The sequence below is a fragment of the Micromonospora sp. WMMD735 genome (assembly GCF_049178995.1).
In the GTDB taxonomy this organism is placed as follows: domain Bacteria; phylum Actinomycetota; class Actinomycetes; order Mycobacteriales; family Micromonosporaceae; genus Micromonospora; species Micromonospora wenchangensis.
This window is the reverse complement of the sequence record NZ_JBMHMJ010000002.1, coordinates 1983814-1999103: the sequence shown is the minus strand read 5'-3', so window position 1 is coordinate 1999103 and position 15290 is coordinate 1983814. Positions and strand designations below refer to the sequence as shown.

8 protein-coding genes are annotated in these 15290 nt (G+C 74.5%); 5 read left to right on the top strand and 3 right to left on the bottom strand.

Features of this window, described 5'->3' with window-relative positions; all coding sequences use genetic code 11:
* Window positions 1-37: 37 nt before the first annotated feature.
* Window positions 38-7960 carry an SDR family NAD(P)-dependent oxidoreductase gene (locus ACN268_RS08660; protein ID WP_421482617.1) on the bottom strand — a complete coding sequence of 2641 codons (7923 nt, stop codon included), beginning with the start codon at window positions 7958-7960 and terminating at the stop codon, window positions 38-40.
* A gap of 836 nt (window positions 7961-8796) precedes the next feature.
* On the opposite strand from ACN268_RS08660, the gene ACN268_RS08655 reads away from it, so the two are divergent.
* Window positions 8797-9726 carry a sulfite exporter TauE/SafE family protein gene (locus ACN268_RS08655; RefSeq protein ID WP_421482616.1) on the top strand — a complete coding sequence of 310 codons (930 nt, stop codon included), beginning with the start codon at window positions 8797-8799 and terminating at the stop codon, window positions 9724-9726.
* Between the two features lie 132 nt (window positions 9727-9858).
* On the opposite strand, the gene ACN268_RS08650 is transcribed toward ACN268_RS08655, so the two are convergent.
* Window positions 9859-10512 (bottom strand): hypothetical protein, encoded by a 654-nt coding sequence (locus ACN268_RS08650; RefSeq protein WP_421482615.1) that lies wholly within the window; start codon window positions 10510-10512, stop codon window positions 9859-9861.
* 197 nt (window positions 10513-10709) lie between these two features.
* On the opposite strand from ACN268_RS08650, the gene ACN268_RS08645 reads away from it, so the two are divergent.
* Window positions 10710-11549, top strand: a complete 840-nt coding sequence (locus ACN268_RS08645; RefSeq protein ID WP_421486846.1) for a fumarylacetoacetate hydrolase family protein — start codon at window positions 10710-10712, stop codon at window positions 11547-11549.
* An 87-nt stretch (window positions 11550-11636) separates the two neighbouring features.
* Here the strand turns inward: ACN268_RS08645 and ACN268_RS08640 are convergent, their stop codons facing one another.
* Complete coding sequence (locus tag ACN268_RS08640; protein ID WP_421482614.1) at window positions 11637-12374, bottom strand: SDR family NAD(P)-dependent oxidoreductase; 738 nt, start codon at window positions 12372-12374, stop codon at window positions 11637-11639.
* A 270-nt stretch (window positions 12375-12644) separates the two neighbouring features.
* Between ACN268_RS08640 and ACN268_RS08635 the strand changes: the two genes are divergently transcribed.
* Genes ACN268_RS08635 through ACN268_RS08625 form a run of 3 tightly spaced genes read left to right on the top strand, consistent with a single transcriptional unit; the run spans window position 12645 to window position 15281 of the window.
* Window positions 12645-13331: a (Fe-S)-binding protein gene (locus ACN268_RS08635; RefSeq protein ID WP_421482613.1), complete on the top strand. Its 687-nt coding sequence runs from the start codon at window positions 12645-12647 to the stop codon at window positions 13329-13331.
* Window positions 13328-14770 (top strand): lactate utilization protein B, encoded by a 1443-nt coding sequence (locus ACN268_RS08630; RefSeq protein WP_421482612.1) that lies wholly within the window; start codon window positions 13328-13330, stop codon window positions 14768-14770. Before ACN268_RS08635 ends, ACN268_RS08630 begins: the two co-directional genes overlap by 4 nt.
* Complete coding sequence (locus tag ACN268_RS08625; RefSeq protein WP_421482611.1) at window positions 14760-15281, top strand: LutC/YkgG family protein; 522 nt, start codon at window positions 14760-14762, stop codon at window positions 15279-15281. The genes ACN268_RS08630 and ACN268_RS08625 overlap by 11 nt, the downstream gene beginning before the upstream one ends.
* The last annotated feature ends 9 nt before the right edge of the window (window positions 15282-15290 follow it).

Sequence of the window (15290 nt, the reverse complement as noted above, 5' to 3'; positions counted from 1 at the left end):
ATGGGGCGGGTGGGGGCGGGACGGCTCATCGACACCCTCACCACCCGGAGGCGGTGTAGACGACCGAGGTGACCGACGCGTCGGCCCAGGCCAGCTCGCGCAGCAGGGCCAGCGCGCCCTCCTCCGGGTCGATCAGGCCGATGCCGCGCCGGGCGTACTCGCGGCTCAGTTCGGCGGTGACCATGCCGCCGTGGCCGACACCGGGCGCCCACGGCCCCCAGTGGACGGTTACGGTGCGCACCCCGGTGCGGGCCGCGTACCGGGTGCCGATGGCGTCCAGGGCGTCGTTGGCCGCCGCGTAGTCGGCCTGCCCCCGGTTGCCGTAGGCGGCGGCGATGCTGCCGAAGAAGACCAGGAACCGCGGCGCGCCGGGCAGCGCGTCCAGGCCGGCCAGCAGCCCCCGGGCCCCGTCGACCTTGGTGTCGAAGACCCGGGTGAACGACGCCGGGTCCTTCTCGGCGATCAGCTTGTCCTCGATGATCCCGGCGGCGTAGACCACCCCGTCGAGGCGGCCGTACTCGGCGTGGATCGCGGCCAGCAGCGCGCCGGTCGCCGCCGCGTCCCGGACGTCCAGGGCGTGGTAGCGGACCTCGCCACCCAGCTCGGTCAGCTCGGCGATCGTGGCGGTCACCTCCCGGGCCGCCAGGACGGCCTGCGCGGTGCGGGAGATCTCGGCCGGCGAGGACAGCCCCCGCCGGGCCAGCACCCCGACCAGCGCGGCCCGGTCGGTGGCGGCGGCCAGTTCCGGGTCCTCCGGGCCGGACGGCAGCGGGGTACGGCCGACCAGCTCGATGCGGCAGCCGCTGGCCGAGGCGAGCGCCCGGGCGAACCACGGGGTGATCCCCCGCGCCCCACCGACCAGCACCACCACCGAGTCGCGTTCCAACCCGATCGCGGCGGCCTCGGACACCCCGTCGCCGGCCGGTCCGGCACCCCCGGCGGCCAGCGCGCCCAGCTCCACCGGGACCAGGTCGGCGACGTAGCGCCCGTCGCCACGCCGGGCGACGACCGGGGCGTCGGCGGCGGTGAGCAGTTCGTCGAGCAGTTGCCGGGCCAGCACGTCCGGCGTCGCCGCCGGGTCCACCGCCACGAACCGGGCGGTCAGCCCCGGGTACTCGCGGGCGATCGTGCGGAACAGGCCGGGCATGCCGTCGGCCGCGCCGGTGACGCCCTGCGCCCCGGCGGCGAGCAGCCAGCGTGGCCCGGTGGCCAGGGCCCGCTGCAGCAGCGGGAACACGGCGGGCAGCAGCGGCTCGTCGAGGTTGGTCAGTCCGTCGAGCACCAGCACGCCGTCGAAGCCCTGGTCGGCCTGCTCGCTGTCGAGGACCCCCAGCTGGCCGCCGGCGCCGTGCGCGCCGAGCAGCTCCGCCAGGTACGCCCCGACCGGCCCGCCCCCGGTGATCAGGAACCGCATCCCGGCGAGCGTGCCCGGATCGACGCGCTGTCCGGGCTGGACGCTCTCCCGGGCGACCAGCCGCTTCGGCGCGATCCCCACCCCGACCTCGGTCGGCGCGGGCGACGCGGCGGGTGCGGCGGCCGGCGCGGCGACGCTCGCCGTCGGGGCGGCGGGCACGGCTGCCGGCGCGGCGACGGTCACCGTCGCGGTGACGGTGGTGTTCATCTTCTGGTCGAGCCAGGTGACCATGGCGCGGACGGTGCGGGCCTTGACGAGGTCTTCGAGTTCGCTTTCGTCGCCTTCGACGCTGAGGGAGAGGCGTTGGGCGACCTCGCCGGCGACCTCGGCGCGTTTGATGGAGTCGATGGAGAGGTCGGCTTCGAGGTCGAGGTCGAGTTCGATGAGGTCGACGGGGTAGCCGGTGCGCTCGCTGATCACGGTGAGGATCGCCCGCTGGAACTCCGCGAGGCTGGCCCCGGCGGGCGCGGCCACGGCGGCGGCAGGGGCGGCGGGCGGTGCGGCCACGGCCGGCGGGGCAGCCGGTGCCGCCGCCGGGGCGGGGGCGAGCGCCAGCGGGCCGGTCGTGCTGGCCGAGACGTGGACGGTGCCGCTCATCTTCTGGTCGAGCCAGGTGACCATGGCGCGGACGGTGCGGGCCTTGACGAGGTCTTCGAGTTCGCTTTCGTCGCCTTCGACGCTGAGGGAGAGGCGTTGGGCGACCTCGCCGGCGACCTCGGCGCGTTTGATGGAGTCGATGGAGAGGTCGGCTTCGAGGTCGAGGTCGGGCTCGATGAGGTCGACGGGGTAGCCGGTGCGCTCGCTGATCACCGCCAGGATCGCCTGCTGGAAGTCCGCGGCGGTGACGCCGATCTGGTCGCCCGACGGCAGCGCGGCGGTCAGCGTGGCGGTGGTCGTGACGGTGCCGCTCATCTTCTCGTCGAGCCAGGTGACCATGGCGCGGACGGTGCGGGCCTTGACGAGGTCTTCGAGTTCGCTTTCGTCGCCTTCGACGCTGAGGGAGAGGCGTTGGGCGACCTCGCCGGCGACCTCGGCGCGTTTGATGGAGTCGATGGAGAGGTCGGCTTCGAGGTCGAGGTCGAGTTCGATGAGGTCGACGGGGTAGCCGGTGCGCTCGCTGATCACCGCCAGGATCGCCTGCTGGAACTCGGCGATCCCCGGCCCGGCCGGCGCGGCGACCGGGGCGACGGGAGCGGCGACCGCAGCGGGGGCGGCGACCGCAGCGGGGGCGGCGACCGGGGCGGGAGCGGCGACCGGGGCGGCGACCGGGCCGCCGACCGCGGGGGAGACCGGCATGACGTCCGGGGTGACCGGCCTCGGTCGGGCGACCGTCGGCGCCGGGGCGATGGCCAGCGCCGTGCCGCCGTTCGACCCGGTCACGGTGGGGGCCGGGGCGGGGCGCGGGGCGACGGCGGGCGTCGGGACCGGCGCGGCGGCGGGCAGCGACCGGGGGGCCGGAGCGGGCGTCGGCGTGGGCGCCGGTCCGGCGTACCCCTCGACCCGGTACGTCCCGGTGGGCTCCCCGCTCGGTCGGCCGCCCCCGTCACCGGGGTCACCGAGGAAGGCGAGCATCACGTCCCGCTGGGTGGCGATCATTTCCCGCGTGGTGCGCAGGTACTCGCTGAGCAGCTCGCCCCGGATGTCCCGGACGGCGGCCGGCGCGGGCTCGTCGACGGTCCGGACGTCCCGGACGGTCGACGGTGCGGGGCCGCTGACGGTGCCGGTGGCGGCGCCGGGGGTGGTGGCGGTGCCATTGGCAGGGGTCATCGACAACTCCTTGATCCGTCGGGGAGGGGTCATGCCACCGGGAAGGCAGTTGCCGTGCTGGTCCCGGACGAGTTGGCCGTCGACCGTCCAGAGCGGACGACGGTTCGGTGCGGTGGCGGTGGCGCCGTCCGCGACCCGACCGTGGAACAGCCAGTCGGTGCGGACCGGGGTGCCGGCGCAGGCGAGTTCGGCGACCGAGATCAGGAACCCGCGCAGGCCGTCGGCCGGGCCGCGTTCGCAGGCGACCGTCTGGTGCGGCCGGTCGCCGAGCACCGCCTGCACCAGCCGGCTGAGCACCTGGCCGGGGCCGACCTCGACGAAGAGGCGGGCGCCGGCGGCGTACATCGCCTCGATCTGCTCGACGAAGCGCACCGGCGCGCCGATCTGCTCGGCGAGGTGGTGGCGGACCTGGCCGGCGTCGCCGGAGTACGGGGCGGCGGTCAGGTTCGACCAGACCGGGATGCGCGGCTCGGTGATCGACCTTTCGGCGAGCACCTCGGCGAAGGTCTCCACCGCGCCGGCCACGACCGGGCTGTGGAAGGCGCAGGCCACCGGGATGGCGCGGGCGGACAGGCCGGCCTCCTTGAGTGCGACCACCGCCGACTGCACCTTCGCCGTCGGTCCGGAGACCACCACCTGCTGCGGGGCGTTCCGGTTGGCCAGCACCACCTCGCTGGTCAGACCGGCCCCGGCGAGCACCTGGGCGACCTGCTCGGCGCTGGCGGCGACCGCCGCCATGGTGCCCGGGTCCTCGCCGCAGGCGTCGAGGATGGCTGCCGCCCGCTGCCGGCTCAGGTCGAGCAGGGTGGCCGCGTCGAACGCCCCGGCGACGCAGAGCCCGACGAGTTCGCCGTAGCTGTGGCCGGCGGTCATGTCGGGTCGGACGCCGAGGCGGCGCAGCAGGTGGTCCACGGCGAGGCCACCGATGCCGAGCACCGGCTGGGCGGTACGGGTGTCGCGGACCCGGTCCTCCTGGGCGCGCCGGGAGTCCGGGTCGAACGCGGCCGGCGGGAAGAGCAGCTCCGCGGCGGCCTTGTCGAGTTCGAGGTAGTGCCGCAGCTCGGGGAAGGTGACGAAGAGTTCCCCGAGGGCGCCGGGGCGTTGGCTGCCCTGGCCGGGGAAGAGGAACGCCACCTGGCCGGGCCCGACCGGGTCGACCCCGGTCGGCTGGACCAGGCCCCGGACCGGGTCGTGCTCGCCGGCCAGCGCCCGGTGCAGCAGGGTCTCCAGTTCGGTCAGGTCGCGGGCGACCACCGCGACCTGGGTGGTCCCGGGCCGGTTGGCGGCCTTGGCGGCGACCGACGCGGCCAGCTCGGCCAGCCGACCCGACCGGGTGCCGGCCCCGTCCGCGGCCAGGCTCTCCAGCAGCTGCCGGACGCCCTGGTGGGCGGCGGCCCGGTCGGTGCCCCGGAAGCAGAACAGCTCGGCCGGCCAGATCCGCTGCGCGTGCCGCGGCTCCGGCGCGTTGGCGTAGGCGCTGAGCACGACGTGGAAGTTGGTGCCGCCGAAGCCGAACGCGCTGACCCCGGCGATCCGCTCGGCGGCCGGCACGGGCCACGGGCGGGCCTCGGTGAAGAACGCGAACGGGCTCTGCTGCGGGTGCCAGGCCGGGTTGGGTCGTTCCAGGTGGATGGTGGGTGGGCGGATGCCGTGGTAAAGGGCGAGCGTCGCCTTGATCAGGCCGGCCAGCCCGGCGGCGCACTTGGTGTGCCCGATCTGGGACTTCACCGAGCCGAGCGCGCAGCTGCCCGGTTCGGCGCCGGCCTCAACGAACATCCGGGTCAGCGTCTCCAGTTCGGTGCGGTCGCCGACCACGGTCCCGGTGCCGTGCGCCTCCACCAGCCCGACCTCGCGGGGGGAGATGCCGGTGCGGTGGTAGGCCCGGTCCAGGGCCCGCCGCTGCCCGTCGGGGCGCGGCGCGGTCAGGCCGAGGGCCCGCCCGTCGCTGGCCCCACCGAGCCCCTTGATCACGCCGTAGATCCGGTCACCGTCGCGTTCGGCGTCGGCCAGCCGCTTGAGTACGACGCACGCGACGCCCTCGCCGAGGGCGATCCCGTCACCGGTGCTGTCGAAGGGGCGGGACCGGCCGGTGGGGGACAGCGCGTGCGCCGAGGTGAACATCAGGTAGTCGTTGACCCCGTTGTGCAGGTCGGCGCCGCCGCAGATCATCAGGTCGCTGTCGCCGGCGACCAGTTCCTTGCAGGCGGCGTCCATCGCGGCCAGCGACGAGGCGCAGGCGGCGTCGATGGTGTAGTTCGGCCCGCCCAGGTCGAGCCGGTTGGCGACCCGGCCGGCGATCACGTTGGCCAGCACGCCGGGGAAGCTGTCCTCGGTGACCCGGGGCAGCAGCTCCTGCATCTGCTCGGGCACCTCACCGAGGTACGCCGGGAGCATGGTGCGCAGGGTCTGCGCGTGGCCCATGTCGCTGCCGGCCTCCGCGCCGAAGACCACGCCGGTGCGGGCGTGGTCCGCGCCGGGTGCGTCGTACGGGTAGCCGGCGTCGACCAGCGCCCGGTGGGAGACCTCCAGGGCGAGCAGCTGGGTCGGGTCGATGCTGCTCAACGCGGCCGGGGGGATGCCGTAGCCGATGGCGTCGAACGGGACCGGCTCGATGAACCCGCCCCACTTCGAGACGCTGATCCGGCCGGTCTGGCCCGGTCCGACCTCGGGGGCGTAGTAGTGCTCGGTGTCCCAGCGCTGCGCCGGGACCTCGGTGACGGTGTCGACGCCGCTGAGCACGGTGCGCCAGAAGCTGTCCAGGTCGGGCGAGCCGGGCAGCATGCAGGCCATCCCGACGATGGCGATGTCCAGCGGCGCGGGCGGCTCGTCGATCTCGACGGCCGGTGGCGTGAGCCGGGACCGCAGCGCGTCGAGCCGGTCGGCGTGGAAGCCGCGTACCGCGGTGGTGACGTCGTCGTGCAGCTCGGCGACGGTGGTGGCGCGGTCGCGCAGCACGGCCACCTGGCCGGCCATGAACAGCCCCTCGCTTGCCTGGACGCTCTCGTCGACGGCCTCGACGACGTCGCCGGAGCGGCGCAGGCCCTTGCTGGCGATTCGCAGCCGGCCGACGTTGAGCAGCTCCAGCTGCTCCCACACCTCGCGGTTCTCCGCCCCGGCACCCTCCAGTTGGGTGCGCAGCTGGTGGAAGTCGTCGACGAACGGGGTGTGCAGGCAGCGGGTGGCGTGCCCGGGAGCGGTCTCCAGCAGCGCCGTGTGCTCGGCGGTGAGCGCCTCACGCTGGAACAACGGCTGGACCGCGCCGTGGGTCACGGCCTCGGCGGTGAACAGGTAGGCGGTGCCCATCAGCACGCCGATCCGGGCGCCCCGGCGGGCCAGTGGCGCGGCCATCGTGGCCACCATCGCCGCCGAGCGGGCGTCGTGCACCCCACCGGCGAAGAAGATCTGCAGCTGGGCGCCGGCGGCGGGATCGGTGCCGAGGTAGTCGTCGAGCACCGCCAGTTGGGCCTCCCACAGCGGGAAGCTCGCCCGGGGCCCGACGTGCCCGCCGCATTCGGCGCCCTCGAAGATGAACTTGCGCGCGCCGGAGCGCAGGAACTGGCGCAGCAGGCCGGGGGAGGGCACGTGCAGGAAGGTGCTGATCCCCTGCTCCTCCAGGGCGCGGGCCTGCGGTGGGCGGCCACCGGCGATGATCGCGCAGGCGGGCCGGATCTCCTGGATGACCTCCAGTTGGGCGGCGCGCAGCTCCTCGGGGGCGAAACCGAGCACCCCGACGCCCCACGGGCGGTCGCCGAGCTGGGCGGCGGTCTCGGTGAGCATCCGGCGGCACTGGTCGGCGGAGTTGAGGGCGAGTGCGATGAACGGCAACGCGCCGCCGTCGGCGACGGCGGCGGCGAAGGAGGCCTCGTCGCTGACCCGGGTCATCGGGCCCTGGGCGACGGGCACCCGTACCCCGAGGGCCTCGGCCAGGGGGGCGTGCGGCTGGAGCAGGTCGGCGGCGTCGGGGCCGTCGACGGCGTCGAGCATCGCCGCGCGCATGCCGCGTACGGCGGCGGCGGTGTCGGGCCAGCGGTCGGCGAAGGCCGCCGCCAGCCAGCCGTCCTGGCCGACCGGGAGCAGTTCGCTGTCGCCCTGGTGCGGGCCGCCCCGGCGGATGCCCCGTACGCCGTCGCGCAGCACGGTCTCCGAGCCGTCCATCCGCCGGATGACGGCCTGCACGTCGGCCGGCAGCTCCGACTCGGGCATCAGGGCGAGCTGGGTGTCCAGCACCACGCCGGCCGCGCCACCGACCAGGCAGGCCCCGGCGGTGCGCGGACCGATCCCGCCGGCCACCCAGACCGGCAGGTCGAGGGTGTCGTCGGCGACGAGCTGCTGGAGCAGGACGAAGGAGCTGAGCTCGCCGACCCGGCCGCCGCCCTCCATCCCGCGGGCGATCAGCCCGTGCGCGCCGGCGGCCGCCGCGGCGTGGGCCTCCGCCCGGCTGGTCACCTCCACCAGCACCCGGTGGTGTCCGGTGATCTCGGCCAGCGGCCACGGGCTCGCCGGCTCGACCACGATCAGGTCCACCCGGCCGGCGGCGGCGCGGTCCACCTCGGCGGGGCTGGCCTGGCAGCCGGCCGGGACCCGGATGCCTATCGGGGCGGGCGACCAGCTCGCGGCGCGGGCGAGCGCCCGCAGCGACCAGTCGTCGCCGGTGGCCAGGTCGATGATGCCGCGTCCACCACCGACTGCGGTGGCGGCCGTGATCCGTGGGCCGGGTTCCAGGACGCCGACGGGGTTGACGACCAGGATCAGGTCACGTGTGTACGGTGCGCTACTCATCGGGCTCCCACTTCGGTCGCGACGGATCGCGTGCTGACTAGGGGATTTGCCGGCAGTGGGCCGGCGAGCGCGTACTGATTTGCCGCAGTAAATGTCGCGCTGCGTCACAATCTAACGTCGCCTAGTTACAGCCCGGTTAAATTCGCCGATCAGCGGGCATGGGATGAAGATTTCCTACCAAGGCTACCGGATATGCCGTCGGGTTAACCAGGCACGATGTTCTTCGATGCGACCCGGCTGCCACCAGATCGTGCCATCGATGCTTGTCCAGTCATTTGCAGTTTTATTTCCAAACTGTTTTCTGGTGACCCGTGAAGTCCCTGGTAGTGGAGATCGGAGCTTCCCGTATCCCACTATGTGGAACAGGTCTTGCCATCGATTGCGGTATACCTCAAAGATCCGTATCGGTATTCATGCCATCATTACCCATCGATTAGCTATGGCATTCGTGAGGCGAGGTGGGATTGGTTTTCGATCTTTAGACTCCCTGGTGGGGCGCGGATTGATTGCCTGCCGCGCGTCCGTCCCACCCACCGCCGCTGACCTCGGCGGTGACCGCCGACCGGGCGACGAAGCCCTGCAGGCGTCACCGATAACGGCTCTGGGCTGGCAAAACGCCACCCCATGACGACGGTTGACGTACTCCCTTAACGAACGTTTCACGCGCTGTCCGCCGGGTGGTCGTACCCACCGGCGGCACGCGCTCTGCGGGGGCGATTCCTCCGGCAGCACCGACCTCTGCACAGGCCGCGACCAGCCGGGACGGCCGTCATCGCGACGGTGATCCGCTCCGGCCGCGCAGGCCTTCCCAATTCCCTTCCTGATCGGCGGTAATTGTGCGTAGCCTGCTTCTTCTTGCCCTTGTCGGCCTTGGTGCGCAACTGGTCGACGGCAGTCTCGGGATGGCGTACGGCGTGACATCCACCACATTGTTGCTGGCTCTCAACACGGGTGCGGCGAGCGCTTCGGCGACCGTTCACCTGGCCGAGATCGGCACCACCCTCGTCTCCGGCGCCGCCCACTGGAGGTTCGGCAACGTCGACTGGACGGTGGTCCGTCGGGTCGGCGTGCCGGGTGCCATCGGGGCGTTCGCCGGGGCGACCTTCCTGTCCAGCCTCTCGACCGCGACCGCGGCCCCGATCATGTCGCTGATCCTGCTGACCCTCGGCCTCTACGTGCTGATCCGGTTCACCGTGGCCGGCCTGCCCCGCGACCGGGTCGGCCTGCCCCTGCGCAAGCGCTTCCTCGGCCCGCTCGGGCTCGTCGCCGGCTTCGTCGACGCGACCGGGGGCGGCGGCTGGGGGCCGGTCGGCACCCCGGCGATCCTGGCCAGCGGCCGGCTGGAACCCCGCCGGGTGATCGGCTCGATCGACACCAGCGAGTTCCTGGTGGCGGTCGCCGCCAGCCTGGGTTTCCTGGTCGGCATCGGCTCGGAGAACATCAACTTCGGCTGGGTGGGCGCGTTGCTGCTCGGCGGCATGATCGCCGCGCCGATCGCCGCGTGGCTGGTGCGAATGGTCCCGCCCCGGGTGCTCGGCTCCGCCGTCGGCGGGGTCATCGTGCTGACCAACATCCGCACCCTGCTGCGCAGCGAGTGGATCGGCGCCCCGGACGCCGTCCGGTACGCCTGCTATCTGGTCGTCGTGGTGCTCTGGGTGGCGGCGGTGACCTGGTCGCTGCGCCGGCACCTGGCCGACCGGCAGACGACGCCGGTCGCCGTCGGGCCGGAGAGCGGTGCCGGAGAGCCCGCCACCACGTCGAGCTGACCCCGGCGGCCGGCGGCTGCTCGACCTCCCGGGCCGGGAACAGGTCGACGAGCCGCCGGCCGCCGCTACCCGCCCGGCGTCCACCCCGGAACGCCGGGCGCGGGGCCGGCGGCCCGCACGTCAGGGGTGGCCTCAGGACGCGGCATGCTCGGTCTGGGCACGGATCTGCCGAAAGATCTCCTCCGGGCGCGCGGTCGGTGCGAAGTGGGTGAGGTGGACCATCCCGAGCGTGTGCCGGTCGGCCCAGGCGCAGACGTCGATCCGGATCCCCCGGCTGTGGGCGTACCCGCAGCGCGCGGAGCCGCCGAGCGGGCCCGGGGGGACCGGTTCCACGCCCGAGATCGCGCTGAGCCGGGTGAACACGAGGTCCAGGGTCCGCTCCGGATTGCCGACCGTGCCGGAGACCCCGCTGAGCAGGACGACCCGGTCGTCGCCGGGCCGGTACAGCCCGCGCTCGGCGGAGTGTTTCTCCCTGACCGGGATGTAGGCGGTGCCCAGTGCGCTGAGCGGCTCACCGTCGAGCAGCACCTTGAGCTGCCCCATGTTGTCCTGGGCGACCTGGGTCAGTCGCCGGTCGAGCGACTCGTGCCAGGTGCCCAGCACCGTCGCCGGTTTGTCCAGGCGCATGACGGCGGAGCTGGGGCTCGGTGCCGGTGTCGCGTCCGACCCCGGTTCGCCGGCCCCGACGCCGCCCGAACAGCCCGACACCATCGACAGGCCCGCGAGGATCAGCACGGCCCACCGCGCCGGGTGTCGTACGCCGGCGGTGGGTGTCGGCTCCGTCATGTGGCTCGCCCTCCGCAGCGGTGACGTCGGGCACGATAACGCAGGGGAACGTCCGTCGGGGGGCGGGGCGCGCTGCGTTCGCCCACCGCAGTCGGGGCGACGCGGCGGGGGCGGCTCTGCGGCACCGGGACGACCGGTGCGCTGATCTACGATCCTGGATGGCGTCAGCGGGACGCCCGATCGTGGAGGGGCAGCGGATGAAGCTGATGCGGGTGGGCCCGGCCGGCGCGGAACGGCCGGTGCTGTACGCCGACGGTCGGCACTACGACCTGTCCGCGCTCACCCCCGACATCGACGGCGCGTTCCTCGCCTCCGGTGGCCCCGACCGGGTCCGGGCGGCCCGCGACCTGCCGGAGCTGGACGTCACCGGGATGCGGGTCGGCCCCCCGGTGGCCCGCCCCGGCGTGGTGCTGTGCGTCGGGCAGAACTACGCCGCGCACGCCGCCGAGTCCGGTGCCACCCCGCCCGAGACCCCGATCGTCTTCTACAAGGCGCCCAACACCGTGGTCGGCCCGTACGACGAGGTGCTGGTGCCCCGGGGCGCCACCGCGACCGACTGGGAGGTGGAGCTGGCCGTGGTCATCGGCCGGCGGGCCCGCTACCTGGAGTCGCCCGCGCAGAGCCTGGCCCACGTCGCCGGCTACCTGGTCGCCAACGACGTGTCCGAACGCGACTTCCAACTGCGCGACTCCGGCGGCCAGTGGTCCAAGGGGAAGTCCTGCGAGACGTTCCAGCCGCTCGGCCCGTGGCTGGTCACCCCGGACGAGATCCCCGACGTGCAGGACCTCGGGCTGCGTTCCTGGGTCAACGGCGAGCCCCGGCAGGACTCGCGCACCGCCGACATGATCTTCGACGTGGCGTACCTGGTCTGGCACCTGTCGCAGTACACGGTCCTCGACCCGGGCGACGTGATCAACACCGGCACGCCCGAGGGGGTGGCCCTGTCCGGCCGGTTCCCCTACCTGCGCCCCGGTGACGTGGTGGAGGTCGAGGTGGACGGTCTGGGCCGGCAGCGGGTCACCATGGCGGCGGCCTGACCGGCGGTGGCCGAGTCGCCGGGCCGGCGGTGGCCGAGTCGCCGGGCCGGTGGTGGGCCGGCGTGGGCCGGGGGCCGCAGCCCCGGGTCAGCGGACCAGCCGCAGGCCGGACATGCCGCCGTCGACGGCCAGCGCGGTGCCGGTGGTCGCCCCGGAGACCGGGGAGGCCAGGAAGGCGACCGCCTGGGCCACCTCGTCGGCGGTGACCAGCCGGCCGGTGGGCTGCCGGGCGGCCAACCGACGCTTCTCCGTGGCCGGGTCCTGCGCCCCGGCGAGCAACCGGGCCACCCACGGGGTGTCCACCGTGCCCGGCGCCACCGTGCACACCCGGATGCCGTCGCCCACCAGGTCGGCGGCCATCGCCAGGCTGAGCGCGTGCACCGCGCCCTTGGTGGCCGAGTAGACGGCCCGGTCGACCAGGCCCGCCGTCGCGGCGATCGAGGTGATGCTGACGATGGCGGCGCTGGTCGAGCGGCGCAGGTGCGGCAGGGCCGCCCGGCAGGCGCGGGCCACCCCGACGACGTTGACGTCCAGACACCGGTGCCACTCGGCGTCGTCGGCGGCCTCCACCGCACCGACCGCGCTGACCGCCGCGCAGTTCACCAGCACGTCGAGACCGCCCAGGGTCGCCGCGACCCGGTCCATGGTCCGCTCCAGCGGAGCGGTGACGTCGGCGGTGAGCCGCAGGTGCGCCCCGCCGGCCCCGGGCTCCCGGTCGAGCACGGCGACCCGCGCCCCGCGGGCGGCCAGCAGGTCGGCGACCGCCGCGCCGATGCCCGAGCCGCCCCCGGTCACGGCGGCCACCAGGCCCTGGAAATCCGTCATCTCGGCACCTCGTCGACGGGCGGTGGAGGCCGGGGGACGCCCACCCGCGCCCGACGCCCACCGGGCCGGCACGCCGCGACGACCGACGGGCCACCGGCCCGTCCCGCCGGTGCGCAGGATGCCGCACCCCGCGCCGACTGCATAGATCATATAGAATCCGTCAATCACGTCCCGGCCGTGCGAGGGGGCCCGGCAACGGGGGGCACGGCAACGAGGGCACGGCAAGGTGGCCTGGCGAATGCCGGCGAGGGGCGCGGCGAGGGGGGCACGGTGCGCATCGCGTTGTTCGTCACCTGCCTCAACGACGCGTTCTTCCCCCGGGTCGGCATCGCCACCGTGACCCTGCTGGAGCGGCTCGGCCACACCGTCACCTTCCCCGCCGGGCAGAGTTGCTGCGGCCAGTTGCACGCCAACACCGGCCACCGGGCCCCGGCCCGCGACCTGGAACGGCACACCGAGGCGGCGTTCGCCGGCCACGACGTCGTCGTCTCGCCGTCCGGCTCCTGCGTGGCCCACCTGCGGGCGCACACCCGGCTGCCGGTGCACGAGCTGTCCGAGTTGCTGGTGGACGTGCTCGCGGTGACCGACGTGGGGGCCCGCTTCCCGTACCGGGTCACCTACCACCCGACCTGCCACGGGCTGCGGATGCTGCGGCTGGGCGACCGGCCGCTGCGGCTGCTCGCCGCCGTACGCGACCTGGAACTGCTGCCACTGCCCGAGCCGGAGCAGTGCTGCGGCTTCGGTGGCACCTTCGCGCTGAAGAACGCCGCCGTGTCCGGGGCGATGCTCGCCGACAAGTGCGCCCACGCGGTCGCCACCGGCGCCGACTACCTGGCCGCCGCCGACAGCTCGTGCCTGGCCCACATCGGTGGTGGCCTGGCCCGCCGACCCGACGCCCCGCGACCCGTCCACTACGCCGAGATCCTCGCCGCCACCGGCGGTCAGGCGATCGGATGACGCCCCCGCCGGGCCGGCACCTGCCCATCGTGGCGGCCACCCCGTTCCCCCGGGCGGCGGCCGGCGCGCTGCGCGACGCCCAGCTCCGGGCCACCCTGGGCCGGGCCACCCGCACCATCCGGGACAAGCGGGCCGCCGTGGTGGCCGAGGTGCCCGACTGGGAACGGCTGCGCGAGCGGGCGGCCCGGGTCAAGGACGACGTCATCGACCGGCTGCCCGAGCTGGTGGACCAGTTCGCGCGGGCGGCCACCGCCGCCGGGGCGACCGTGCACCACGCCGCGGACGCCGCCGCCGCCAACGCGCTGGTCACCGAGCTGGTCCGGACGCGGGGCGTCGACCGGGTGGTGAAGGTCAAGTCGATGGCGACCCAGGAGATCGGCCTCAACGAGGCGCTCGCCGCGGCGGGGGTCACGGCGGTGGAGACCGACCTGGCCGAGCTGATCGTGCAACTCGCCGACGACACCCCGTCGCACATCCTGGTGCCGGCGATCCACTACCACCGGGGGCAGATCCGCGAGCTGTTCGCCCGCCGGATGCCCGGCTTCACCGCCGACTCGGACGACCCGGCGGTGCTGGCCGGCGCCGCCCGGGAGTACCTGCGGCGGACGTTCCTGTCGGCCCGGGTCGCCATCTGCGGGGCCAACTTCGCGGTGGCGGAGACCGGTTCCCTGGTGGTCGTCGAGTCCGAGGGCAACGGGCGGATGTGCCTGACCCTGCCGGACACCCTGATCGCCGTGGTCGGGGTCGAGAAGCTGCTGCCCCGGTTCACCGACCTCGGTGACTTCCTGCGGCTGCTGCCGCGTTCGTCGACAGGTGAGCGGATGAACCCGTACACCTCGATCGTCACCGGGGTGACCCCCGGCGACGGGCCGCGCCGGCTGCACGTCGTGCTGCTGGACAACGGCCGCCGGCGGATCGCCGCGGACCCGGTGGGGCGGGCGGCGTTGCGCTGCATCCGCTGCTCGGCGTGCCTGAACGTCTGCCCGGTGTACGAGCGGGTCGGCGGCCACGCCTACGGCTCGGTCTACCCCGGACCGATCGGCGCGATCCTCTCGCCCCAGCTCACCGGGCAGGACGCCGGCCACAACGCGACCCTGCCGTACGCCTCGACGCTCTGCGGGGCCTGCTACGACGTCTGCCCCGTCAAGATCGACATTCCGGCGATCCTGGTGCACCTGCGCCAGACGGGGCCGAAGCCGGCCGCCGAACGCGCGGCGATGGCGTGGCTCGCCTGGACGATGCGCGACCGCCGGCGGTGGCGGGCGGCGCTGCGCACGGCGCGCTCCGGCGGCCGGCCGCTGCGGGTGCTGACCCGGCGGCACGGCGGGCGGCTGCGCCGGGCGCCGTGGCCACTGTCGGCGTGGACGGCGCACCGGGACGCCCCGCTGCCGGCCGGGGAGTCCTTCCGCGACTGGTGGCGGCGGACCCATGACTCCTGAGCTGAGCGCGCTCTTCGCCGCCCGCGCCGGTGACTACCGCGCCGGGGTGCACCCCTGCACCCCGGCGGAGCTGCCCGACCTGCTCGCCACCCTGCTCGCCGGGGCCACCGCCGTGGTGCTGCCGGCCGGGACACCGTCGGAGTGGACCGCCCGGCTGGGCCCGCCCACGCTGCCCGGGGACACGCTCACCGCCACCGAGCTGGACGCGCCCGGCCTGGCCGTGCTCACCGGCTGCGCGCTCGCCGTCGCCGAGACCGGCACGCTCGTCCTCGACGGGGGCCCGGCGCAGGGCCGCCGCCTGCTGACCCTGGTCCCCGACCACCACGTCTGCGTGGTCCGGGCCGCGCAGATCGTGGCCGACGTGCCCGACCTGGTCCGCGCCCTGCCCGACCCGACCCGCCCCGTCACGATGATCTCCGGGCCCTCCGCGACCAGCGACATCGAGCTGAGCCGGGTGGAGGGCGTGCACGGCCCGCGCCGCCTCGACATCGTCTGCCTGCCCCCGGCGTAACCGACCCAC

Bases quoted from the DNA above. Each gene is read 5' to 3' on its own strand.
- ACN268_RS08660 (WP_421482617.1), bottom strand. From the start codon at position 7,960: ATGAGTAGCGCACCGTACACACGTGACCTGATCCTGGTCGTCAACCCC.
- ACN268_RS08650 (WP_421482615.1), bottom strand. From the start codon at position 10,512: ATGACGGAGCCGACACCCACCGCCGGCGTACGACACCCGGCGCGGTGG.
- ACN268_RS08645 (WP_421486846.1), top strand. From the start codon at position 10,710: ATGAAGCTGATGCGGGTGGGCCCGGCCGGCGCGGAACGGCCGGTGCTG.
- ACN268_RS08640 (WP_421482614.1), bottom strand. From the start codon at position 12,374: ATGACGGATTTCCAGGGCCTGGTGGCCGCCGTGACCGGGGGCGGCTCG.
- ACN268_RS08630 (WP_421482612.1), top strand. From the start codon at position 13,328: ATGACGCCCCCGCCGGGCCGGCACCTGCCCATCGTGGCGGCCACCCCG.
- ACN268_RS08625 (WP_421482611.1), top strand. From the start codon at position 14,760: ATGACTCCTGAGCTGAGCGCGCTCTTCGCCGCCCGCGCCGGTGACTAC.